Source organism: Corynebacterium sp. LK31 (assembly GCF_014335015.1).
GTDB lineage: Bacteria > Actinomycetota > Actinomycetes > Mycobacteriales > Mycobacteriaceae > Corynebacterium > Corynebacterium jeikeium_D.
This window is the reverse complement of record NZ_PDGW01000011.1, coordinates 276,477-298,797: the sequence shown is the minus strand read 5'-3', so window position 1 is coordinate 298,797 and position 22,321 is coordinate 276,477. Positions and strand designations below refer to the sequence as shown.

Here is a 22,321-nt window from a genome sequence, read left to right as displayed (position 1 = left end):
GAAGCAGAAAGGCAGGATGCCGCTCGCATGGTTACTCAACATGTCCACGTCGGCTCCAAGGTGGGTATTCATGCCCGCCCTGCAACGGTCATCGCTGAGCGTGCCTCCCGTTTTCAGGAAGAAATTCTGGTCGAGCTCCTTGACTCAGACGAGCCCGACAACGAACCGGCCGATGCTTCATCCTCGTTGATGCTCATGGCACTCGGTGCCGAATTCGGCGATGAAGTCACTGTGACCAGTAGTAACGCGGTTGCGGTAGAGAAAATCGCCGAACTCATCGCCCAAGACCTGAGCGATTAAAAAGCAAAAGAGCTTAACGACGAAACATCGTGGCAACGGTCACGGGGTCCGTCGTTAAGCATTCGTGCGAGATTCTGCCCTGGACGGGTGGCCTACGAGCGGTTCTCGCCGATGCGATTGTAGAGCCAGTTCAAAATTGGATAGCCGATAATAATGCCGACCGACCCCCAAGCAATACCCTCCAGCGTCAGCGAACCAATGTCGAGGGTGAGGTTACCGATACCCGCGATCAGCGCGGTGGCGGCAGCGGTGAGATTAACCGGGTTGTTGAAGTCGACCTTTTCGTCCATCCAGATGCGCACACCGAGCAAACCGATCAGGCCGTAGAGCACCATCGTTGCCCCACCGAGCACGCCGGTAGGAATGGTCAAGATGAGTGCGCCGAACTTTGGAATGAAAGCCAGTGCAATGGCGGTGAAAGCTGCCACCCAGTAAGCTGCGGTCGAATAGACACGGGTAGCGGCCATAACACCGATATTTTCAGCGTAGGTAGTGGTACCAGAACCACCAGCTGAACCGGCGATGGTGGTGGCTAGACCGTCTGCAATAAGAGCATCGCCAGCGATGTCATCGAGGTTTCGGCCGGTCATGGCAGCAACAGCCTTGACGTGACCGACATTCTCTGCGATGAGTACTACGATGACGGGCAGACCAATCAGCATCGCATTGAAGTGGAACTCCGGCGCGTGGAATGCGGGCAGACCAATCCAGGCGGCATTGCCGACAGTTTCTGTAGCCTCGGGCGAGAGATTTCCAGTGGCAGCGGCGAAGACCCAGCCGATTAGTACGCCGATAAGGACACCCAGACGGCTGACCATACCGCGGCCAGCGACGGTTGCGAAGACAATGGATGCCATCGTGACAAATGCGACCAACGGCTGAGTGGCGAAGTTCTCCGTGGCGGCAGGCGCCAGGTTAAGTCCGATGAGAGCGACGATGGCACCGGTTACTGCAGGTGGCATCACTGCATCGAGGACACGCTTGCCGGCGAACTTTACAACGCAGCCAACGAGCATGAGCGCGATGCCGGCGCAGAGCACGACACCGAGCTGAACACCAATACCCTGCGCCTGTGTCGCGGTCAGTGGTGCGATGAAGGCAAACGACGAGCCCAGGTAAGAGGGCAAGCGGTTTCGGGTGATTAGCAGGAAGACAATCGTGCCGATACCCGAGAACAGCAGTGTGGTATTGACTGGGAAACCAGTCAACAGCGGCACCAGAAGAGTTGCACCAAACATGGCAATGACGTGCTGTGCGCCAATGCCAATTGTACGAGGCCAATCGAGGCGTTCGTTGGGAGCCACCACGGCTCCCGGTGCAATCTTTCGACCGTCACCGTGAATATCCCAACCGAAAAGACGGCCACGTTCGGCGTTTTCAGCAGGCGGATTTGCGGAGGTTCCCTGTTGGGTCTCCGCGTCAGAAGTAGAATTCATGGTTGTAATGCTAGTGGATGCCCACCGCAGATCACGCCACGGATACCGCATTAAACCCAGGACTGCCGGAGCTCTTTGTCGCTCTCCCTATTCCAACTCCGCTCTCCCTATTCCGACTAGGCGTCGTTGCTACTATCCTCATTCGCATCCGCCGTGAAGTGAGGATCCGCTGCAGGTTCGATGCGGTATGCCGACAGTTCATCCGCGAGGCTAGTGGGCAAACGCACATCCATCTGGGTGCCTTGCTCCGTCCATGTTTCCGACAGCACAGTCGCATCTTCGTGGAGCGTGGAGACAATATTGCCCTTGTCATAGGGAATCAACATATGGACGTGAGACTCCAACTCATTGAGAGCAAGCTCGAGTCGGGTCTCCAGTTCACCAATCCCCTCACCCGTTCGCGCAGAGACAAAGACCGCATCATCGAGCTGGTGGCGCAGTTGCGCCAGGGTAATGCCATCGGCCTTGTCCACCTTGTTGACTACCAACAGCTCGGGCGGAATCTCGGCCTTTTCTTCCTCCGCGATTTCGTTGATGACTTTGTTGACAGCCTTAATCTGCTCCAGCGGGAATGGGTCAGAGGAGTCTACGACGTGCATGATGACGTCGGCTTCGAGCACCTCTTCCAAGGTCGAGCGAAAAGCTTCAATGAGCTGCGTCGGCAAGTGGCGAACAAATCCGACCGTATCGGTCATAATCACCGTGCGACCGTCGCGAAGCTTGGTGCGACGAGTCGTCGGATCCAGCGTTGCAAACAGCGCGTCTTCCACCAGCACACCAGCGCCTGTCAGTGCGTTGAGCAACGAAGATTTACCCGCGTTGGTGTAGCCGACAATTGCCACGCGCGGCAGGTGTCCAGCCTTACGACGTGCGCGTTTAATCTCACGCGCAGTCTTCATGCCAGCTAATTCCTTGCGGATTCGCGCCATATCTTGGCGTAGGCGCTGACGATCGGTTTCGATCTTAGTTTCACCCGGACCACGCAGACCCACGCCGCCGTTGGAGCCCGCGCGACCACCAGCCTGACGCGATAGGTTGCCGCCCCAGCCGCGCAGACGCGTGTACAGGTACTGCATTTGTGCCAGCGAGACCTGCGCCTTGCCCTCCTTGGACTTCGCGTGCTGAGCAAAGATATCCAGAATCAGCATGGTGCGGTCAATAACCTTGGCGTCAAGGCGATCCTCCAGCGCCACCAATTGACCGGGAGACAGTTCACCGTCGCAAATAACTGTATCTGCGCCGGTAGAGGCGACAATATCGCGAAGCTCGTTGAGCTTGCCAGATCCCACGTAAGTACCAGGGTCCGGCTTATCGCGGCGCTGCAGCACCATCTCTAAAACTTCCGAACCTGCAGTCTCTGCCAGTGCGGCGAGCTCCTCCATCGCCACTTCAGCTTCCTGAAGGGTCCCGGATGTCCAGACACCGAGCAGCACCACGCGTTCCAGTCGGAGCTGACGGTACTCGACCATCACTTCTTCAGACTCAGTATGTGCTACTGACCTGGTCAGCCGGCGCAGAGAGGAACGCGCCTCCAGATCCAAATCACCGACGGTAGGTTCCCTTTGCGTGCCGACGTCCGTTGCGAACGCATCCCCGGAGGCACTATCGGCGTTTTCGCCAGCATCGTTAGCGTCGATGAAAAAATCGTCCATCTCGTGCGAGGTGCGAGCTTGCTGCGACGTTTCGTCGCTGACCTCATCAAAGTTGTTGGAAAAATTCGTCATACTAGCTGCTATTGTCGCATGACAAGCCAAATTCTCCGCATTGTGTGCGGAGAATACCGAGCCGAAGCTCAAGACTTAGGCTGCAGAAGGTGGCCTGCGTGTCAGAACCAGTGCGACCGGACCACTCTTAGAACTACCACCAGCACACGTACCACTGTCGGACATTCCACAGTTGGAACAACCTCCGCCTGGGCACATGCCACCGAGGGATTCCCGGCGCAGTTGGCCGGTGTGTTCCATGCGGTCAAGGATGAGGTCTACCGTTGCTCGCTGCAGGCCAGTGATTTCGCAAATCTTGCGTCGGGAGCTAATGCCCTGCGCAATTGCATCCTGAACGGCTTCTGAAGGCCGACGAGTAACCGTCGTATTCTTCCTGGCTCTAAAGAGTCCCACGGCGATAGCTCCTTTCCGTATCGCGATTCTTGTTGGATCTGATTTCTAGTTCGCAAGTGTGACTTAGTAGCTTTGCCGAAGCTACTAGGAATCAACGAGGCTTTACAGGAACAGCTTCAACCCTTGGAAAACAATCACGGCCAGTGCCCATGCAACGACCAGCTGCGCTAGCAAACCGAAGCCCGTCCACTTCACGCCGATCTCTCGACGTTGTGCCGCGAGCGTAGCCACGCACGGTGTGTAAGCCAGCAGGAAGATCATATAGGCCCAGACTGCTGCCAATCCGTGTCCATCGGATGCATTGTCAAAGTCACGTCGAATATTCTCCGCGAGCGGGCTGGAGGCCTGTTCGCTCGAATTGGAGTCGGTGACGTCCTCCACTGCATAGGTCTGTGCCCAGGTAGAAATGACGGCTTCCTTGGCCACAAAGCCCGTCACCAACGGACCTGTCAGAGACCATGTACCGAATCCTGCCGGGTTAAACACAGGAGCAATAGTTTCGCTGACTGCACCGTATGCGGAGTCCTGCGGTGCCAGGTCTTCATCGGCAAAGGAGTGCCCGGAGACAACCGGAATAGACATCAGTAGCCATACGACGATGACGGTGCTGACGATGATTCCACTAGCGGTCTGCAGGAATCCCTTCAGACGCATCCACATCACAGATAGTGCCAGCCGTGCGGTCGGAAGCTGGTAGGTTGGCAGGTCAATGACCAGCGGTTCCGACGGCATGGTGCGCCACAGGGTCTTACGCAGTGCAAGGCCGGTCAGAACGATCAGCAGAATCGAGATCACGTACATAGCGAAGACGACTGTGCCCGCGTGTTCCGGAAAGAACACCGCACCCAACATGACATACACGGTCAGGCGCGCCGAGCAGGAGGTAAACGGAACCAGTAGAGCCGTCAAAATGCGGTGGCGCGGATTACTCAGCACACGTGTTGCCGAGATTGCTGGCACATTACAGCCAAAGCCGACGATGAGCGGAATAAATGCCTTACCCGGAAGACCAATTGCACGCATGACACGGTCCGCCACCACGGCTGCACGCGCCATATACCCTGAATCCTCGAGTACTGCGAGGCACAGGAACATGAGTGCCATTAGCGGAACGAAGGTCAGCACCATGCCGACACCACCGATGATGCCGTTTACAAGCAGCCCGGTGACAATCGGATGGTCCCATCCCACCGCTTCTAATCCACGGGTAACCAAATCTGCGAAATTACCGGTAATAAGGGTTTCCAAACCGTCCTGCAACGGTGCTGCTACCGTCGTCGTGATTTGGAAGACTGCCCACATAACTGCCAGGAACACAATCGGTCCGAGCACCGGGTGAAGAACCACGTTATCAATGCGGTCGGAGAAAGTCTGGCGATCTTCCACCCCGCCCGTAGATGCCGCAACCGCCGCATCAATCGCGGCAAAGCGTGCGTCGTCCCGGCGTTCAATCGATTCACCATCGACCTGGCGAATCGGTGACGACACCGAACTACATCCGTCCAGAGCCGCTGCTACCGCGTCGGCCAACCGCGCCATTCCCGCTTTACGACGGGGATCCAGCGCCACCACCGGCATCCCCATAGCTGACTGCAATGCGTCCGGATTCACATCGATGCCCTTGGCCTTGGCAACATCTAGTTTGGTCAGAGCCAGAACGATGCGCTGGGGCTGTTCCGCCAATTCCGCGGCCATGTAGAGACCACGGCCCAGTGCCGTGGCGTCGACAACGACAACGACGAGATCCGGGCGTTCTTCTTCCGGTTTCTCGATGAGCATCTCGCGAGTGAGCTCTTCGTCCGGACTCATGGCATCCAGCGAGTAGGCACCCGGGAAATCGATGACATCGTACTCAGCGGCATCGGTCTTCCACGCGCCGCGGCTGACCTCTACGGTCGTACCAGGCCAATTGCCCATCTGCGCTTTCGCACCAGTCAAACTATTGAACAGTGTTGACTTACCGGAGTTCGGTGCGCCGACTACTGCGACAACAGGTGCACCATCCTTTGCTGGTGCTCCGCCACTGCATGCATGGCAGCTGGGCGTGGATGCGAATTTTCGCGTTGAGGAATCCGTAGGTGTTGTCATTGTTTACTTTCAGGAGGGAGGTGAGAAAAGAGATGTAGGGGACCTAACCCACGACGGACATCTTGTGCAGCGTGCTGGCATCGATGGCGTAGCGCGTTGCGCCAGCATGGACGATTCGCCCACCGCCGCTGGTGCTCCGTCCCACAGTGACACTCATTCCAGGGCGAAGCCCCAGTTGCGAAAGCCTGCGGCACAGGCGCTCATCCACATGCGACGCTCCCAGAGTGACGGTTACCCCCACCGGGACGTCGGCAAGCGACTGAATGTCATCCGACTGTTTTCGAGACCGCAATCCGAGCATGAGAAACCTCGCTTATATAGATAAGAATTAAGCTAAGCAAATCGTGTTTACGGAGATGAGCTTACTCTTAGGCATGCCTAAATGGAATAAACCGGGCACACCTAAGGAAAGTTATTTATGCCACACTTAATATTTGCCTATTTAGCGTGGCAGAATTGTTAGTCCCATCCGAATAGTTGCCGCGGCGTGGAGGAATGGTTCTAGGTACCCCAGAGCACAATGTGCTCACGTGCGATTCGTTAGTTCGCAGATGAAGATATGGGAAGTATCATCGAAAAGTATGACTACTGACTTGCGAAGCATTGGCATGGACTACCCCAGCTGGCGAGACGCGATGGAAGCCGCGATTGCCAGTGACAATCTGTCGGTCATCGGCGAGGTCCGCGGTGGCCAGCTGGTCCGTTTCGAAGATTCCTCTGGTGCGCGTCTGCACATCCTGGGTGTTGAACCATTTTCTACCTACGCCGGCTTCGCGGGCAGCCCGACCGTCACTGCCCATGTATCCAGCGTGGACGATGTCTTGGCGCTCGTGGAAATCGTCGAGGATGATCCCTCCTCGGATAACTTTGACAAGGTCATCGAGGTCGCTACCTGCCTGCTGTCACAGGGGCCAATGATTGTTGATGCCGGAACTCAGACTTTTGAGCATGTCGCGCTATCAGCTCTGGCAACTGATTTCACCCTCGACGCATCCGCTGAGGAGTACGAAAAGCGCACTGGGGCAACCCCGACAACATTGGACTTCGAAGGTGCTAAGGCAATTGTCGGAGATCAGGTCGGCAAGGCATCGCCTAGCGCAACCGTCAAACTGGCTGGTGTTATCAATAACTCCCGCAAGCATGTCAATGAGCTGACCGGCAAGAAGTTCTGGGTGCTCAACCTTGCTCTTCCGACCCCCATGGACGTACTTGTCCCCGGCGGCGACGAAGCTCCCCAGCCAGGTATGGTCGTCTCCGGCACTTTCTCACTGACCGGTGAGATCATTCCGCCTCAAGGTTGCGGAGGCGGCTGTGGCGATGGCGGCTGTGGTTGTGGCGACGGTGGCTGCGGCGGACACTAGTCCGCTAACTCCCCACCGCTTCCACTACCCCGCTAGGGCTCCTGCTGCACTAGCTACCAGTCACAGGGCTTCCAGCTCAATATCGCCGAGCGTGTGAATCACGCTCGGCCCGGTCAAGGTCGCCGAGAAGTCCCCATCCGCATTGCTGGCCTTGTGGACATCCACAGTCACCACACCGCCAGGCACCTTGACTGTCACAACCCCCTCAGTCCGGCCGGCATCGGCCAGCGCGGCAATAGCTGCCGCAACCGTACCGGTGCCACACGAGCGGGTCTCACCAACTCCACGTTCAATTACTCGCATGGACACCGAATCAGAGGCATCCAGCGGGGTGACAATTTCCACATTGAGGCCGTTCGGGAACATGGCTTCGTCGGCACGCACTGGCTTCGCGACACTACCCGCCGCTTCCAATTCCAGCTCCGCCAGAGCGGCGGCATTTAGGCCAGGCATGACGCAGGCCAAATGCGGATTTCCCACGTCGACACCAATCCCGGCGAATTTCTGGGCATTGTTGCCCGAACCGATGAACGCAGTAGCGAGGCCGAGGACTTCTGGCTGGCCCATATCCACCCCAACGACCGCGTGCCTGCGGCTGAGCTCATCAATCGAAACAGCGCGCAGCCCTGCTCGAGTGCCCACCCGCAAGGTTCCGTCGACGACACTGTCCGGGCTGTGAATCGCGGCAATATAGTGTGCAAAGACGCGGACACCATTCCCGCACATCTCGGCAATAGAACCGTCACTATTGCGGTAGTCCATAAACCAATCGTCGGCTTTAACGCCCTCCGGCAATGCCGCCAAAACACCGGCATCGACGAGTTTCCCCGCACGGGCAACCCGCAGGACGCCGTCAGCGCCAAGACCTCGCTGTCGATCGCACACTGCTGCGACCAGTGATTCGGTCAAATCAATCGACACCAAATCATCTGGAAAAATCAAGAAATCGTTTTGCGTACCGTGGCCTTTGGCAAATGAAACCATGCCCTTGATGCTAGCGGGAGGTCCGAATCTCTTACAGACCAAGTGCGGAAAACGCCTGTCCCGGCACGTCACCGGCAGCGTCTAGCCACATGATCCGATGATCACGGTTGAACCAGGAGCGCTGACGTCGCACATACCTGCGCGTACCAGTAATCGTGCGTTCACAAGCCGTATCCAGGTCGTAAACCCCATCGAAGTAGTCCAGCACCTGCGCATAGCCAATCGCGCGACTAGCGGTCACACCTTCGCGCAACCCTTGCGCAATCAGACTCTCAGTTTCTTCCACCAGGCCAGCGGCAAACATGCCCCGCGTACGCTGTTCAATCCGCGGATTTAGCCATTCCGCCTGCGTGCGCAACCCCAATATGCGAGTGTTCCACCGCGGTGGCTTATCAATCGACGGCTTCGACGCTGCAAAAGGTTTGCCCGTGAGCTCGATGACCTCCAGGGCGCGGACGGTGCGCCGCGGGTCATTGGTCTCAATAATTGCCGCCGCATCCGGATCAATCTCTGCCAGCCGATCATGCAACGCCGCCGGACCGATCTCGTCCTGCACTGTCTCCCACTTCGCACGTACTTCAGGGTCCGTAGGTGGGAACTGCCAGTCGTCCACCAACGCCTGCACATACATCATCGACCCGCCGACAAGGATGGGGACTTTCCCCCGCGCGCGAATGGCCTCAACATCCGCGACCGCCTCACGCTGATACGTCGCCACACTCGCCGGCTGCGTCACGTTCAGCACATCGAGTTGGTGGTGCGGAATCCCCCGCCGCTGGTCCACCGACAGCTTCGCTGTTCCGATATCCATTCCTTGATAGAGCTGCATCGAATCAACATTGACGACCTCACCGCCAAGCTGCTCCGCAAGTACCAGCCCCAAATCCGACTTTCCCGACGCCGTCGGCCCTACCACCGCAATCGGCACCGGCAAGCTCTCACTCTCGAAAGCCGTCACTACCCAGTTCACACTCCTGCACAAAAACTAAAAACGCGCGCTCTTACTTCGCAACACACCGCCAGCTGGCCACGTGGTAGCCGATTCCATAAGGCGCCCCGTCATAGTAAGAACGCTTTACGACGGTCATTCCAGACCCCGTCCAGCTTTCAGCAGCTTTACTCAGCTGCTGCCATAACTCGGCCGCGTACGCGCCGGGAGCTGGAAACACAATATTTTCCACGTTAATGCTTGAGCAGTCCTGACCAGCAATCAGACTGCACAGCGCATCAACCTCCGCTGCACCTTCAATTACGCCGACCGGGGAATCGTCCGCAAGGCCGAATGCGCCGTCGACAAGCACAAGCAGACGCGTGTGACCGGCAGCGAGTGCCTCAGCGATAGAGTCGAAGCACGTTGCCTGAATGACGCGGCCAGTGGGTCCTTCAGAATTCCGTCGCGCGTAGTCTTCGATAAGCCAGCGTCCCAGCAGCTCAGGTAATTCGGTTCCGCCTGACACCGTGACATCAACCCCATACGGAGAAAAACTGCCGGGTGCGCTGGTCTGGTGCGGGGACTTCGCCTGCATCCTGCCAGTGATAATAGCGACCGCGCCGGGCTCCCCGGGTTCGTCATCTGTCCACAGCGTCGCGACGGTTTCACGGGCATGACGGCGCAATTCCGTGGCGGTGGGCGCAAAACCACCTAGCTCCTCGACGATGAGGAGCGCACGCGGAACGATAACAAGCCGAGGCAAACGCGAATTCACGTCCTCAACGCTACCGTGAGGGGCTAGTCGATGCCTTAATCCGGCGGTGTTACGCGCGCTGTGCCAAAATTTTTGGGATACTCGAGCACATACCGTAAGTGTTTGATGGCAGCCGTGTCGCGCGGCAGTTCTGCATGAAGATTGGAAGAGGTTTACCCACTATGACCGGTACCAGCAATTCCCCTAAGCCAGGTCCACGCCCGGGTCCACGCCCGGGACCTCGACCAGGCTCAATGCCGGCTCATCGTAAGGCCCCTGGAGCTACTCCAGCGCCTGCGGGGTCGGCCGCTGTGGCACATGCCGTCCACAATGATCCAAAGAAGTTTGGCCGCATCGACGAAGACGGCACTGTTTGGCTGGTCACCAGCGCCGGCGAACGCAATATTGGCTCCTGGCAGGCTGGCACCGTAGAAGAGGGTTATGCCCACTACGGCAAGCGCTACGAGGATCTGGCCACCGAGGTCGAGCTACTGGAATCTCGTGTAGTCTCCCACCCGCAGGAGGCAAAGACCATTTCTCACAACGCAGTTGAACTGCGTGAGAGCCTTGCCACCGCCACGGTTCTCGGCGATATCGATGCGCTGGATAAGCGCCTTGCAGAGGTCATTGCCACCTCCCACGTCGCAGAGGAGAAAGTCGCTCACGACAAGGCAGAGCGCCGTAAGAACGCCATCGCACGTAAGGAAGAGCTCGCCGCAGAGGCCGAGGAGCTCGCAGAGAACTCCACCGAGTGGAAGGTCGCCGGCGACCGTATCCGCGAGATTCTCACGGAGTGGAAGCAGATTCGCGGCATCGACCGCAAAACTGATGATCAACTCTGGCGCCGTTACTCTCGCGCGCGTGATTCTTTCAACCGCCGCCGCGGTGCCCATTTTGCGGAACTGGACCGCAACCGTGCGGCTGCTCGCCGCGTTAAGGAGGACATCATTGAGCGAGCTGAGGCCCTGAAGACCTCCACTGATTGGGGTGGCACCGCTGCTGCCTTCCGTGACCTGATGGCTGAGTGGAAGGCCGCTGGTCGAGCCCCGCGCGAGGTCGATGACAAGCTGTGGGCGCAGTTCAAGGCCGCCCAGGATGAGTTCTTTGGTGCTCGCAACGCGGTCAATGAAGCTCGAGACAGGGAGTTCGAGGAAAACGCTGCGGCCAAGGACGCACTGCTGGCTGAATACGAAGACCGCATTGATCCGTCCAAGGGCCTCGATCACGCTCGCAACGAACTGCGTCAGTTGCAGGAGAAATGGGAGGCCATCGGCTTTGTGCCGCGTGGTCGTGTGCGTGAGTATGAAAACCGCATTGGCGCACTGGAAAAGCGCGTCTCCGATGCTGCCGACTCGCAGTGGCGCCGTACCGACCCCGAAGCACAGGCTCGCGTCCAGCAGTTCGCCGACCGCGCAGCGGAGTTTGAGCAGAAGGCCGCCGAACTTGAGGCGAAGGGCAAGGCTTCTCAGGCAGCCAAGGCTCGGGAGCAGGCCGAACAGTGGCGACAGTGGGCAGAGCAGGCCGCGGAGACTCTCAAGGAGCTCTAACAGAAGCTAGTTGTGTGTCGGGGAAGCATGTTCTCGCTCTCCGGCGTCCGCAACAGAATCCTGGCTCAGCTACGCGCTGGCAACGCGTCGATGGTTAAAAGTAAGGGGCTCTCTTCCGGAGTGGAAGAGAGCCCCTTACTTACTGCGCTAGTTAAAAAGCCTCACTACTCGTCGCTGACCTGTTCGTCCTGTTCGCCGGTCTGCTGAGAGACATTGTCCGCACTACTGCCCTGCTGGCCGCGATTGCGTCGGCGAGCACGTTCACGGCGGTCGTCGACGACCTCAACATCCGTTGTCGTATTCGGTGTCAGGCCCGCCCGCAGGTAAACCTGCTGCGCGCGCAGTACCGGATCGGTGTCAGCGTGCTTGCGACGTTTCGTCGCGATTGCGAGCTGCTCCTTACTACGTCGGAAAGCGATGAAAGTCACGGAGATGGCCAGTAGAAAACTGCAGAAAATACCGAGCATCAGGCCGAAGGAAATACCCTCGCCGGCCAGTTCCTGTGGACGAGACTGACGCATCCAACCAGCGAAGACTGAGTAGACCATCTGAATACAGGCAAAAAACCAGGTGACGAATGCGAGAATCGTCGTCCGCGTAATCAGCGTGGCAATAGCTAGCAAGACACCTACCACCACGAGAATGGAGTAAATTCGCTCCGGTCGAGTCGTGAAGTACTGATGCGCAACATCCGTATCCAGCAACACATCAAAGCCCAAAACAACGCCCGAGTGCGGAAGGAAGAAACTCGTAATGAGGCCGATGACGGCAACCATCATCGGAATCACCGCACGGCCGAGGTCCAGCTCGCCAGCGGCCTTGCGCTCCTGAACCCGCAACGCCTGCGCGGATTCCACCGACTGCTCGCTAGTGGATTCCATATCACTTTCCGGCGAAGCCTTGTCACTACTCACAGCCGCATCCCTCACTTACACTCGTTTTCTCCGGGCGTCCAATCTTTGGCAAGCCCAGACCAACTCCAATCGGAGCGGTCGTCGGAGTCTGACCGACCTCTATATTATCCCCCGCCTTAGTGCGGCGGTGTGTGAGCACACCGGAGTCAGCAATGAGGAAGTGCGGTGCGGAGTCGGTCACACGCACTGTCACGTAATCACCTGGGCGAATCTTGCGGTCGACGACGCCTGGTTCGCTTTCCGACGGGCTGAAGTGCACCAGGCGGCCATCCCGACTCCGACCTGACATGCGATGAGTCTCCGCATTTTTACGCCCATCGGACTGGCTGACCAGCAGCTCAACTTCCCGACCGACGAGCTTGGCGTTTTCTTCCTCGGAAATACGCTCTTGAAGCGCTAACAGACGACCATAGCGTTCTTTCACAACCTCTGGTGGAACCTGATCAGTCATGGTCGCCGCCGGAGTTCCCGGGCGAGGCGAGTATTGGAAGGTGAACGCCGAGCTAAAACGAGCCTTTTCCACCACGTCGAGAGTTTGCTGGAAGTCCTCTTCGGTCTCGCCTGGGAAACCGACAATGATGTCAGTGGTAATGGCCGCGTCCGGCATTTTTTCCCTAACCTTCTCCAGAATTCCCAGGAATTTCTTGGTGCGGTAGGAACGGCGCATGTCTTTCAGCACTCGGTCGGAACCGGACTGTAGTGGCATGTGTAGCTGATGAACCACATTCGGTGTCTCCGCCATAGCGTCGATGACATCATCGGTGAACTCAGCTGGGTGCGGAGACGTAAAGCGCACGCGCTCCAACCCCTCAATCTGGCCGCAGGCGCGCAACAACTTGGAAAAAGCCGAGCGGTCGCGTTCCATGTCAGGGTCGGCGAAGTTAACACCATAGGCGTTGACATTCTGTCCGAGGAGGGTGACGTCAGTAACGCCCTGCTCCACGAGTGCCTGTACCTCAGCGAGAATCTCGCCCGGACGACGATCGCGTTCCTTACCACGCAAACTGGGGACGATGCAGAAGGTGCACGTGTTATTGCAGCCTACGGAAATACTCACCCAACCTGCGTAAGTGGATTCACGCTTGGCCGGCAGCACCGAGGGAAATTCTTCCAGTGCGTCCTTAATCTCGACTTCAGCCCGGTCATTATGAGCGGCGCGTTCCAACAGTGCTGGCAACGAACCCAAGTTATGCGTACCGAAGACAACGTCCACCCATGGGGCCTTCTTTACGACGACGTCCTTATCCTTCTGGGCCAAGCAGCCACCGACGGCAATCTGCATGCCTGGGTGAGCATCCTTGACTGGTTTGAGCTGTCCCAACGTGCCATAAAGGCGATTGTCCGCATTCTCTCGAACGGCACAGGTGTTGAAAACGACCAGATCAGGATTATCGCCTTCTGCAGCCGCTACATAACCGTTTTCTTCCAGCAAGCCAGACAGTCGTTCCGAGTCATGGACGTTCATCTGACAACCGAACGTACGTACCTCATATGTGCGAGGCGAAGACTGCTGCTGAGAGTTCAAAGAAGGGGTAGTCACGGCAGTTTAGGTTAGCTGTTTATGGCCCATTTCCCCAATCAGCGACCCCTTTAAACCTGACGGGTCCGCAGCCGGCGTGCTAATCCGGCGTGCGGTGGCACCGGCGCTAATCTGTGTCCTCTTCGAGTTCCCGGTATCGCTCTTCTAACTGATCCCGAGCAATGCTCATGGACAATTCAGAGGGGAAACCACGCCGCGCCAGCACACCGACGACTTTGCGTAAATCCTTTTGCTTGGAGTTGAAGTCAGGTGCCACTGTTTTAATAGTGGCCGCTTTCTTCGCCGCTAGCTTCCGGGCGACTTCTTCTTCCGCGTTGTGCGTAATCTGCTCCAACGCATCTGCACGAAGTGAAACATCAATGCCCTTTTCCTGCAGCTCCCGGTTCAAAACCATCTTCGACTTGCCGCGACTGGCAAAGCGCTGCCGCACCCATTCGGATGCGAAAAGCTCGTCGTTGACCAATCCACTTCGGGTCAGGTCATCAACGACTTCTTCAATCATCGAGGTTGGAAACTCCTCGACTGCCTCGAGCCTTTCTACGAGTTCCTTGCGGGAACGCATTCGCTGATCGAGCAAGCGCAGTGCCTTAGCACGAATCGGGGCCTTGGATTCCTCACGACCCGCATCGTAGAGCGAACTACCGTCAGCTTCCGCAATTTGCTGAGCAAGCTTTTCGATAGTCTCCCGCACATCGCGGCCGTTACGATCCTCCACGGTCCTCACTTTTCGTGTGTCGCGGCACTACGCCTCGAGCTAGCTAGTCTTCCAAATCATCGAAGTCGATGTCCGGCACGACATCGACAGGGGCATCGATATCGGTCTCGTCCTCGACCTCCGCGAATTCCCCGACGCCGAGCTTCTTCTTGATCTTGACTTCGATTTCCTGGGCAATTTCTGGATTCTCGCGCAGGTGCATACGAGCCTTTTCCTTGCCCTGCCCCAACTGATCGCCCTCGTAGGTAAACCACGAACCGGACTTCTTGACAATGCCGTTATCAACGCCCATGTCAATCAACGAGCCCTCACGCGAAATGCCCTCGCCGTAGATGATGTCAAACTCTGCCTGCTTGAACGGCGGCGACACCTTGTTCTTGACTACCTTCAAGCGCGTGCGGTTACCCACCGCATCCTGGCCATCCTTCAACGTCTGAATTCGGCGTACGTCACAGCGAACGGAAGCGTAGAACTTCAGTGCTTTACCACCCGTGGTGGTCTCAGGAGAGCCGAACATGACGCCAATCTTTTCACGCAGCTGGTTAATGAAGATGGCAGTGGTACCGGTGTGGGACAGCGCACCCGTCATCTTGCGCAGCGCCTGACTCATCAACCGCGCCTGCAGACCAACGTGGGAATCGCCCATTTCACCGTCGATTTCAGCCTTCGGAGTCAACGCGGCCACCGAGTCAACCACAATGATGTCAATAGCACCGGAACGCACCAACATATCTGTGATCTCAAGTGCCTGCTCACCGGTATCTGGTTGGGATACCAGAAGGTTGTCCGTATCTACTCCAAGCTTGCGCGCATAAACCGGATCCAGCGCATGCTCCGCATCAATAAATGCGGCAATACCGCCCTGCCGCTGCGCCTCTGCAATAGCATGCAGTGCGACTGTGGTCTTACCCGAGGATTCTGGACCATAGATTTCTACGATACGACCACGCGGGAACCCGCCCAGGCCCAAGGCCACGTCGATAGCGATATTGCCGGAGGGAATAACCTGAATTGGAGGACGATTGTCGTCCCCCAGGCGCATAACTGCACCCTTACCAAAGTCCTTCTCAATATTCGCCAGAGCTACATCGAGCGCCTTCAGGCGATCATTGCCCTGGTTCGAAGCCGTAGCCTTCTTACGAGCCATAGTTCGTTGTTCTTCCTCATTGTCATTGTCGCGGTCATTGTCGCGTACGGTATCGGGTTCTGGAGCCGTACTCAGAGAATGTGTCTCCCGATTTTCATCCAAAACAGAAACTTCGCTCACACTTAATTAGGCGCGAAACTAGCCGTTCCGGTTCCAAATTGGTCCGCGACACCTCTACTGCCGGTTACACCCGGAAGTTATACCGAATCAGACGGATTGACTTCATCAGCACTTTCGATAATATGCGAAACCCTGTTCGAATGGCAACGACACGCAAGAGCCGTCGGCAAGCATTCACCGTCGTCTACGCCGGAACCTATTCGTCAGGACCGTACCAGCGGTCTTCGGGAATATCGTGTTCCCTACACAGCGCCCACCAGATATCCCGAGGTTCGACCCCGTCCTCGAGCAATTCCGCGGGAGTTTTTCCATATTCCATCAGTACGTGGGAATGCAACAGCCACGGGCCGTGCTGAGGCCCAAATTCGTGGTTGACGAAGTTGTGAAAATCGGCCAATCGCATGAGACCAACGTACAAGATACCTGTCACTGATACCTACCTGGCCACCCTCTTTTCATAACCTAATCCCCGCTCCCCTGCCTGAACAGTGCTCAACCCATGGGTTTAAGATGAGAGCTGTGAATAATTCCAAGGTGTATGACCTCACTCTTATCGCTGCTTTCGCAGCACTGATCATCGTGCTCGGCGGCATTGCCATTCCCGTTGGCGGCCTCGGCGTGCCAATCGTGCTACAGAACATGGGCATCGCACTGGCCGGGATGATTCTCGGATTCAAACGCGGTGGCCTCGCCACTACCCTGTTCCTGGCTGTTGGTCTCGTGGGCGTCCCAAACATGGCGGGCTGGAAACCACTTCTCGCCGCACTTCCCGGCCCTACCGTGGGCTACATTGTCGGCTACTTAATTGCAGGTTTCGCAATCGGCGCGATTGCCCAGCAAGCACCACGGGCGAAAGTTTCACGAATCAGCGTCTTCATCGGCGCGGGCCTCGTTGGAGTTCTACTACAGTACTTCTTCGGATCTGTCGGATTGGCTTGGCGTATGGGACTTAGCTTCACCGACGCACTGATTACCAACGTCCCGTTTATCCCAGGCGACGTGGCAAAGGTTGTCGTAGCCGCGCTTATTGCTACTGCAGTACTGCAGGCTTTCCCTGATTTGCTTCCCGACGCTGCCAACCGTAAGCAAAGTCGTTTGGTTAAGGAAGCAGCCACCTCGGGCAATTAACCCCACAGAATTAGAAAGGGTCTCGAGTCGCACTATGCCCACCATCGCTTTTGACCGCGCTTCCGCAACCTATTCGGGACGCCAGATACTGAAGCCGACCACGCTAACTCTCACAGAGAAGCGCATTGGCATTATCGGCGAAAACGGTGGCGGTAAGTCCACGCTGGTGCGACTCATTAACGGCCTGGGCCCGGTCACTGGTGGCACGGTCACGTATGAGGGCATGAATGTCGCAAAGCAGGCAAAGGCAATTCGCAAGAATGTCGGCTTCATCTTTTCTGATGCGGATAATCAAATTGTGATGCCTACAGTCGCAGAGGACATTGCCTTTTCACTACGCAAGCGAAAACTACCAAAGGATGAGCGCAACCAGCTGGTGCAGGAAGCCCTCGAGCGGTTTGGGCTTGCCGATCATGCTGACGCCTCGCCACACTTGCTCTCGGGTGGACAAAAACAGCTACTGGCGCTGGCGGCAGTGTTAATTCTTAATCCCACGACCATTATTGCCGATGAGCCCACTACGCTCCTCGACTTGCGCAATCGTCTCCACATTCGGAGTATTTTCGCCCAGCTTGAGCAGCAAATTATCGTGGTCACTCATGATCTGGATTTTCTTATGGACTTCGACCGAGTTATCCGTGTAAGCGCAGGAGAAATCGTCGACGACGGTGCGCCGAAGGAAGTTATTGACCGATACGTCAGCGATATGACTCGTGCGGAAGAAGGCCGCTCATGATTCATCCAGCCGATGTCCCGTTAGGGCTTTACCTAAACCATAAGTCGCCTGTGCACAGGCTCCCGACGGCCCCCAAACTCATCATTGTCATCGCATTTTTATTGCTCACCGGGATTCTCGTGGATACCTGGCTAGGCGGGGCGATTGCCCTGGCAATTGTCACCCTCGCTTATGCGGTGGCCAAGGTGCCACCAATGGTTGCTTTCCGACAGCTCCGTGGAGCCGTAGTCATTTTGGCGCTGCTTTCGCTTCTCCTGTGGTGGCGCGCCGGGGGTGAGCAAGCGCTGACGACCTTCCTCGCGCTTCTCGCCGCAATCGCAGCGGCAATATTGCTAACGCTGACGACCCGCGTCAGCGACATCATGGATACTTTGACCACTGCGATGCAGCCGTTCGCCCGTTTCGGCCTACCAGTCGACACCATCGCGCTCGCACTATCGCTGACGCTGCGTATGATTCCGCTTCAGGTTATGGCCGCTGCCGAGGTACTGGAGGCTCGAAAAGCACGAGGGGCTGCCGGCTCAATCATTGCCTTCGGCGTACCTGTGGTCATCCGAACCATTAATCGCTCGAAGGCAATGGGTGATTCGCTAATCGCACGTGGTGAAGGTGAGTAGGAGAATTAATTGCCCTCACGCAGCTGGCGCATGCGCTCAGCAACAGCAGGGTCAACGTTGGAGGCAGCGCTTCCCTCGATGGACTTCTGAGCCTCGCCACCAGAGAGCTCGTTGCCACCGTTCATTTCTGCGCGGATTTGCTCCAGGCGAGAGTGCCCAGCAAGCTGAACGCCTGCGGCCTCTACCTCAGCCATACGCCCCTGAACCGAGTTCTGAGCTAGCTCGGCCTGACCAAGAGCGTTAGCGTAACGACGCTCAATCTTGTCACGAACCTGATCCAGATTAGGTGTAGCCCCCGAAGAAATCTGATTCATCGACTGCAGGGACTCAGAGACTTTCTCCTGCATCTTTGCTTGCTCCAGCTGGCTGAGGAGCTTTGCGCGCTCCGCGACCTTCTGCTGCAGCTGCATGGAATTACGCTCGACGGCCTTCTTAGCCTGAGCCGCCTGCTGCAGCGACTGATCGTGCAGAGCCTTCAAATCTTCTACCGACTGCTCAGCAGTAACCAACTGAGCTGCGAAAGCCTCAGCTGCGTTCTCATACTCCGTAGCCTTGGCAGTATCCCCCTCAGCACGAGCCTTGTCAGCGAGCTGCAATGCCTGACGAGTGTTCCCCTGCAGCTTCTCAATCTCAGCGAGCTGACGGTTAAGGCGCATTTCCAGCTGGCGCTGATTACCAATCACCGCCGCTGCCTGCTGCGATAGTTCCTGGTGCTGCCGCTGGGCATCCTCGATAGCCTGCTGAATCTGCACCTTCGGATCAGCGTTTTCCTCAATCTTGGAATCAAAAGCGGCCATCAAGTAATTCCACAGCTTTACAAATGGATTAGCCATAGCGTCCCATACACCTTTCTTATTGCAACTACCTCAAAGCAGGTCTGTGCTTATCGCGCACCCAATCTTAACTAAAGCCGAGCGTCTTCGGGTGCTAAGTACCGGAGCAATGGAATGAAATTCCACCGCCGCAACCAATTTCTACATCGCTGCCAATTCTGGGCTCGCCGAATGCAGGGCCATCGCTGTGGCTGCTTCCATCATCAAATCCGACACCGTCACACCAAGCGCCGCGCATACCGACGCCAGCAGCTCAGATGAGACTTCTTTCCGTCCACGCTCAAGCTCAGACAAATAACCAGGGCTAATAGCCGCATTTTCAGAAAGCTCACGCAGCGTCTGTCCACTGCGCGAACGGATATCACGCAGCGTCTCCCCCAGTGCCTCTCGCAGGAGTGGCTCACGGGATTCTCCCCGTTCCGCCAAATCCTGTGCCGTTAACTTTGCAACCGATCCAGGCTGCTCCCCTACAGCCACCCGCGCCGACGGTGCTGTGGCATCCATGGAAGCTTCGAAAGCGGCAGCGCTATCTACCTCTGGGTAGCGAATGGTCATAAGTGCAGTATTGTTGGTCATCACTTTCTCTAACGCTTTAGAAGGCCGACCTGTTCCCAATTTTCAAAAATTCTACTCACCGTCGAGATTCTGCAACAACAGTTCTAACGCCAATACCACTGCTTGACGACGAATCTCCGCGCGCGACCCCTCTTTATTCACCGGCAACCTAACAGCAGTTACCCCATCAAGGTACGAAACTCCCGGCGGTTTCAGACCACACCAGACTTCACCTACTGGGTGCCCATCCTGCATCGCTGGACCAGCAACGCCAGTTAGCGAAATCCCCCAGTCCGCCACTGCTTTATTTGCCACTCCAAGTGCCATATACCGGGCCGTCAACTCGGACACGGGGCCATATGCGGCCAAAGCATCCTTTGGCACGTCGGCAAGCAACGCCTTCGTGTCAGTGGCGTAAGTGACCACGCCACCGCGGAGAACGGCGGAGGCTCCCGGTACGGAGGCAACTGTAGCGCAGAGAAGACCTGCGGTAAGTGATTCTGCGGCTGCAAAAGTCTCGCCACGAGCCGTAAGCGTTTGGACGAGTTGAAGCGAAACGCCATCGACACCGTCAGCGTTTTCGTCGCTCTGGGCGAGGCGTTCGACTGTGTTCACAGCTTTACCCTCCACTTAATTTCTCTACGAGACCTTTCGCGCATCCACAATGTACTGGATACCAGTACCGACGGTGACGACAATGGCGGCAACCATCACAATCCAGGACGGCCAGAACAACCAGTCCACTGGCATCAGGAAGAGCCCCACTGCTACAGACTGCAGGACCGTCTTTATCTTGCCGCCCCGAGAAGCCGGAACAACACGCCCCTGACGCAGGGCGAACATACGCCAGATGGTGATGCCACCTTCGCGAATCACGATGATGACAGTCACCCACCACGGCAGAATGTCGATGATGTTCATACCAATCAGCGCAGCCAGCATTAGAGCCTTATCGGCAATCGGATCGGCAATCTTGCCAAAGTCGGTAATGAGGTTACGGCTACGTGCGAGGTGCCCGTCCAACTTGTCAGTCGCCATCAGAAGCGCGAATACGACAAACGACCACCAGCGCCAATTGGTGGCTTCGCCGCCCTCCTGAAGAAGTACCCACAGGAACACCGGTACTCCGAGGATGCGAAGCACGGTCAGGAAATTGGGCAAGTTCCAGTTGGAAACACGGCTTGTATCAGCACTTGGAGCAGTCACAGTTGTTACCTTATCTCACAATCGTGTTCGATTAACGCCCAGGCTCGTTCTTACCGGTGTGTGAACCGTTAGTTTCGCTTCCGGCCGACGTTGACCCCTCACTGACAGAAGTAGAGGAGGCGTGAGAGCCGAGGCCATCGCGGCTTCCATCATCATCGTGGTGAACACGCGGAAGGGCAATCGCACCCATGTTTTCATCACGCTTGCTCTTGAGCCACGATGCCAGGACAGTCACCACCAGAACGATGACGATGACCGCCAGCGACGCCCAGGTCGATACTTCAGGCACCGACACGTTCTCACCGCTGTTGATAAACGGCAGGTTGTTTTCATGCAGTGCGTGCAACAGCAACTTCACACCAATAAAGGCCAGGATGACACCCAGGCCATAAGCCAGGTACACCAAGCGATCCAGCAGACCGTCGAGCAGGAAGTACATCTGTCGCAACCCCATGAGAGCAAGGGCATTTGCAGTAAAGACGATATATGCCTCATCCGTCAGGCCGTAGATAGCCGGGATAGAGTCAAACGCAAACATCACATCGATAAAACCGATGGACACCAGCGCGATGGCAAGTGGAGTCAAGTAACGCTTGCCGTTTTCCTTAACGGTCAGCTTGTCCTTGTTGTAATGGTCCGAAATTGGGACGATTCGACGCAGCCATTGAATCAGCTTCATATCCGACGGATCGGGTTCCGGCTTATCGACGGCTTCGTCGTACACCGTCTTGATAGCCGTGTAAATCAGGAAGATTGCAAACAGGTAGAAAACGTCAGACCACTTGGCAATAACTGCCGCACCAGCCCAAATGAACAGGCCTCTGAATACCAGCGCCATCGCAATACCGAACAGCAAAACCTTTTGTTGGTACTGGCGCGGAATCTTGAATGCGCCGATGATGAGTGCAAAGACAAATAGATTGTCTACGCTGAGCGCCTTTTCGGTGATATAGCCCGATAGAAACTCAATGCCTCGGTGGTGATCCCATAACAACCACACCATTCCGCCGAAAATTAATGCCAAGACTACGTAGAAAGCGGTCCAGATGCCGGCTTCCTTCATAGTTGGGTTATGCGGCGTGCGAACGTGTGCATAGAAGTCAAAGGCGATAAAACCCATGACGACCACAATGGTGATAATCCATACCAATGCGGGGACATGCATATTAAAAAAAGACCTCCGGTCGTGCGAACATGAACCGGAGGTCTCTCCTGCTTCTGCCATAGTGGCAAAAGTGACGGCACCGGGATTCGATGTGCGCAAGACGAGTCTGTGCGTCCAATCCGTGCTG

At 56.7% G+C, this 22,321-nt stretch carries 24 protein-coding genes; 6 read left to right on the top strand and 18 right to left on the bottom strand.

What is annotated here, in order from left to right; genetic code table 11:
- Positions 1-27 precede the first annotated feature (27 nt).
- Entirely contained in the window at positions 28-300 is a 273-nt protein-coding gene (locus CRD18_RS03600) for an HPr family phosphocarrier protein (RefSeq protein WP_016422625.1), read from the top strand.
- Positions 301-392: 92 nt separating this feature from the next.
- On the opposite strand, the gene CRD18_RS03595 is transcribed toward CRD18_RS03600, so the two are convergent.
- The 5 genes from CRD18_RS03595 to CRD18_RS03575 all read right to left on the bottom strand — a co-directional run bounded on the left by CRD18_RS03595 (position 393) and on the right by CRD18_RS03575 (position 6,242).
- On the bottom strand, positions 393-1,736 hold the full coding sequence (locus tag CRD18_RS03595) for a uracil-xanthine permease family protein (protein WP_224433128.1): 1,344 nt from the start codon (positions 1,734-1,736) through the stop codon (positions 393-395).
- Positions 1,737-1,852: 116 nt separating this feature from the next.
- On the bottom strand, positions 1,853-3,460 hold the full coding sequence (gene hflX / locus CRD18_RS03590) for a GTPase HflX (protein WP_048733307.1): 1,608 nt from the start codon (positions 3,458-3,460) through the stop codon (positions 1,853-1,855).
- Positions 3,461-3,535: 75 nt separating this feature from the next.
- Positions 3,536-3,853 (bottom strand): FeoC-like transcriptional regulator, encoded by a 318-nt coding sequence (locus CRD18_RS03585; protein WP_101687554.1) that lies wholly within the window; start codon positions 3,851-3,853, stop codon positions 3,536-3,538.
- Positions 3,854-3,955: 102 nt separating this feature from the next.
- Positions 3,956-5,941: a ferrous iron transport protein B gene (gene feoB / locus CRD18_RS03580; protein ID WP_187406513.1), complete on the bottom strand. Its 1,986-nt coding sequence runs from the start codon at positions 5,939-5,941 to the stop codon at positions 3,956-3,958.
- A 43-nt stretch (positions 5,942-5,984) separates the two neighbouring features.
- A complete protein-coding gene (locus CRD18_RS03575; RefSeq protein ID WP_016422620.1) occupies positions 5,985-6,242 on the bottom strand; it encodes a FeoA family protein in 258 nt (85 codons plus the stop codon).
- Between the two features lie 280 nt (positions 6,243-6,522).
- On the opposite strand from CRD18_RS03575, the gene CRD18_RS03570 reads away from it, so the two are divergent.
- Positions 6,523-7,302 (top strand): hypothetical protein, encoded by a 780-nt coding sequence (locus CRD18_RS03570; RefSeq protein WP_016422619.1) that lies wholly within the window; start codon positions 6,523-6,525, stop codon positions 7,300-7,302.
- Between the two features lie 60 nt (positions 7,303-7,362).
- Here the strand turns inward: CRD18_RS03570 and dapF are convergent, their stop codons facing one another.
- The 3 genes from dapF to CRD18_RS03555 are packed head-to-tail and all read right to left on the bottom strand — an operon-like array spanning position 7,363 to position 9,992.
- Positions 7,363-8,286 carry a diaminopimelate epimerase gene (dapF, locus tag CRD18_RS03565; RefSeq protein ID WP_016422618.1) on the bottom strand — a complete coding sequence of 308 codons (924 nt, stop codon included), beginning with the start codon at positions 8,284-8,286 and terminating at the stop codon, positions 7,363-7,365.
- Positions 8,287-8,317: 31 nt separating this feature from the next.
- Positions 8,318-9,244 carry a tRNA (adenosine(37)-N6)-dimethylallyltransferase MiaA gene (miaA, locus tag CRD18_RS03560; protein ID WP_370550937.1) on the bottom strand — a complete coding sequence of 309 codons (927 nt, stop codon included), beginning with the start codon at positions 9,242-9,244 and terminating at the stop codon, positions 8,318-8,320.
- Positions 9,245-9,287: 43 nt separating this feature from the next.
- A complete protein-coding gene (locus CRD18_RS03555; protein WP_070652950.1) occupies positions 9,288-9,992 on the bottom strand; it encodes a hypothetical protein in 705 nt (234 codons plus the stop codon).
- A 161-nt stretch (positions 9,993-10,153) separates the two neighbouring features.
- Between CRD18_RS03555 and CRD18_RS03550 the strand changes: the two genes are divergently transcribed.
- Positions 10,154-11,518: a DUF349 domain-containing protein gene (locus CRD18_RS03550; RefSeq protein ID WP_016422615.1), complete on the top strand. Its 1,365-nt coding sequence runs from the start codon at positions 10,154-10,156 to the stop codon at positions 11,516-11,518.
- Between the two features lie 164 nt (positions 11,519-11,682).
- On the opposite strand, the gene CRD18_RS03545 is transcribed toward CRD18_RS03550, so the two are convergent.
- From CRD18_RS03545 to CRD18_RS03525, 5 genes are all read right to left on the bottom strand, one after another.
- A complete protein-coding gene (locus tag CRD18_RS03545; protein WP_224433130.1) occupies positions 11,683-12,432 on the bottom strand; it encodes a hypothetical protein in 750 nt (249 codons plus the stop codon).
- The gene (miaB, locus tag CRD18_RS03540) at positions 12,425-13,972 is read right to left on the bottom strand and encodes a tRNA (N6-isopentenyl adenosine(37)-C2)-methylthiotransferase MiaB (protein WP_070652949.1); all 1,548 of its coding nucleotides are present in this window, start codon (positions 13,970-13,972) and stop codon (positions 12,425-12,427) included. The genes CRD18_RS03545 and miaB overlap by 8 nt, the downstream gene beginning before the upstream one ends.
- Before the next feature lie 106 nt (positions 13,973-14,078).
- The gene (locus tag CRD18_RS03535; protein ID WP_049193012.1) at positions 14,079-14,687 is read right to left on the bottom strand and encodes a regulatory protein RecX; all 609 of its coding nucleotides are present in this window, start codon (positions 14,685-14,687) and stop codon (positions 14,079-14,081) included.
- A gap of 43 nt (positions 14,688-14,730) precedes the next feature.
- Positions 14,731-15,834: a recombinase RecA gene (recA, locus tag CRD18_RS03530; protein WP_049170952.1), complete on the bottom strand. Its 1,104-nt coding sequence runs from the start codon at positions 15,832-15,834 to the stop codon at positions 14,731-14,733.
- Positions 15,835-16,150: 316 nt separating this feature from the next.
- Positions 16,151-16,384 carry a DUF3046 domain-containing protein gene (locus CRD18_RS03525; RefSeq protein ID WP_005509697.1) on the bottom strand — a complete coding sequence of 78 codons (234 nt, stop codon included), beginning with the start codon at positions 16,382-16,384 and terminating at the stop codon, positions 16,151-16,153.
- Positions 16,385-16,464: 80 nt separating this feature from the next.
- On the opposite strand from CRD18_RS03525, the gene CRD18_RS03520 reads away from it, so the two are divergent.
- From CRD18_RS03520 to CRD18_RS03510, 3 genes are read left to right on the top strand one after another with little or no spacing between them, the layout of a single operon-like run.
- Positions 16,465-17,082 carry a biotin transporter BioY gene (locus CRD18_RS03520; protein ID WP_049170862.1) on the top strand — a complete coding sequence of 206 codons (618 nt, stop codon included), beginning with the start codon at positions 16,465-16,467 and terminating at the stop codon, positions 17,080-17,082.
- A 34-nt stretch (positions 17,083-17,116) separates the two neighbouring features.
- Positions 17,117-17,818, top strand: a complete 702-nt coding sequence (locus tag CRD18_RS03515; protein ID WP_049170859.1) for an energy-coupling factor ABC transporter ATP-binding protein — start codon at positions 17,117-17,119, stop codon at positions 17,816-17,818.
- Complete coding sequence (locus CRD18_RS03510) at positions 17,815-18,435, top strand: energy-coupling factor transporter transmembrane protein EcfT (RefSeq protein ID WP_049170855.1); 621 nt, start codon at positions 17,815-17,817, stop codon at positions 18,433-18,435. Before CRD18_RS03515 ends, CRD18_RS03510 begins: the two co-directional genes overlap by 4 nt.
- Positions 18,436-18,440: 5 nt before the next feature.
- Here CRD18_RS03510 and CRD18_RS03505 read toward each other — a convergent pair whose 3' ends face one another.
- From CRD18_RS03505 to CRD18_RS03485, 5 genes are all read right to left on the bottom strand, one after another.
- Entirely contained in the window at positions 18,441-19,268 is an 828-nt protein-coding gene (locus CRD18_RS03505; RefSeq protein ID WP_005509356.1) for a PspA/IM30 family protein, read from the bottom strand.
- A gap of 141 nt (positions 19,269-19,409) precedes the next feature.
- Positions 19,410-19,844: a helix-turn-helix domain-containing protein gene (locus tag CRD18_RS03500; protein WP_016422607.1), complete on the bottom strand. Its 435-nt coding sequence runs from the start codon at positions 19,842-19,844 to the stop codon at positions 19,410-19,412.
- Between the two features lie 51 nt (positions 19,845-19,895).
- Positions 19,896-20,438 carry a CinA family protein gene (locus tag CRD18_RS03495; protein ID WP_016422606.1) on the bottom strand — a complete coding sequence of 181 codons (543 nt, stop codon included), beginning with the start codon at positions 20,436-20,438 and terminating at the stop codon, positions 19,896-19,898.
- A gap of 24 nt (positions 20,439-20,462) precedes the next feature.
- The gene (gene pgsA / locus CRD18_RS03490; RefSeq protein WP_016422605.1) at positions 20,463-21,029 is read right to left on the bottom strand and encodes a CDP-diacylglycerol--glycerol-3-phosphate 3-phosphatidyltransferase; all 567 of its coding nucleotides are present in this window, start codon (positions 21,027-21,029) and stop codon (positions 20,463-20,465) included.
- A 31-nt stretch (positions 21,030-21,060) separates the two neighbouring features.
- Positions 21,061-22,194 (bottom strand): TerC family protein, encoded by a 1,134-nt coding sequence (locus CRD18_RS03485; protein WP_016422604.1) that lies wholly within the window; start codon positions 22,192-22,194, stop codon positions 21,061-21,063.
- Positions 22,195-22,321 lie beyond the last annotated feature (127 nt).

Bases quoted from the DNA above. Each gene is read 5' to 3' on its own strand.
- CRD18_RS03600 (WP_016422625.1), top strand. From the start codon at position 28: ATGGTTACTCAACATGTCCACGTCGGCTCCAAGGTGGGTATTCATGCC.
- CRD18_RS03595 (WP_224433128.1), bottom strand. From the start codon at position 1,736: ATGAATTCTACTTCTGACGCGGAGACCCAACAGGGAACCTCCGCAAAT.
- hflX (WP_048733307.1), bottom strand. From the start codon at position 3,460: ATGACGAATTTTTCCAACAACTTTGATGAGGTCAGCGACGAAACGTCG.
- feoB (WP_187406513.1), bottom strand. From the start codon at position 5,941: ATGACAACACCTACGGATTCCTCAACGCGAAAATTCGCATCCACGCCC.
- CRD18_RS03575 (WP_016422620.1), bottom strand. From the start codon at position 6,242: ATGCTCGGATTGCGGTCTCGAAAACAGTCGGATGACATTCAGTCGCTT.
- CRD18_RS03570 (WP_016422619.1), top strand. From the start codon at position 6,523: ATGACTACTGACTTGCGAAGCATTGGCATGGACTACCCCAGCTGGCGA.
- dapF (WP_016422618.1), bottom strand. From the start codon at position 8,286: ATGGTTTCATTTGCCAAAGGCCACGGTACGCAAAACGATTTCTTGATT.
- CRD18_RS03550 (WP_016422615.1), top strand. From the start codon at position 10,154: ATGACCGGTACCAGCAATTCCCCTAAGCCAGGTCCACGCCCGGGTCCA.
- recA (WP_049170952.1), bottom strand. From the start codon at position 15,834: ATGGCTCGTAAGAAGGCTACGGCTTCGAACCAGGGCAATGATCGCCTG.
- CRD18_RS03520 (WP_049170862.1), top strand. From the start codon at position 16,465: ATGAGAGCTGTGAATAATTCCAAGGTGTATGACCTCACTCTTATCGCT.
- CRD18_RS03515 (WP_049170859.1), top strand. From the start codon at position 17,117: ATGCCCACCATCGCTTTTGACCGCGCTTCCGCAACCTATTCGGGACGC.
- CRD18_RS03510 (WP_049170855.1), top strand. From the start codon at position 17,815: ATGATTCATCCAGCCGATGTCCCGTTAGGGCTTTACCTAAACCATAAG.
- CRD18_RS03505 (WP_005509356.1), bottom strand. From the start codon at position 19,268: ATGGCTAATCCATTTGTAAAGCTGTGGAATTACTTGATGGCCGCTTTT.
- CRD18_RS03500 (WP_016422607.1), bottom strand. From the start codon at position 19,844: ATGACCAACAATACTGCACTTATGACCATTCGCTACCCAGAGGTAGAT.
- CRD18_RS03485 (WP_016422604.1), bottom strand. From the start codon at position 22,194: ATGCATGTCCCCGCATTGGTATGGATTATCACCATTGTGGTCGTCATG.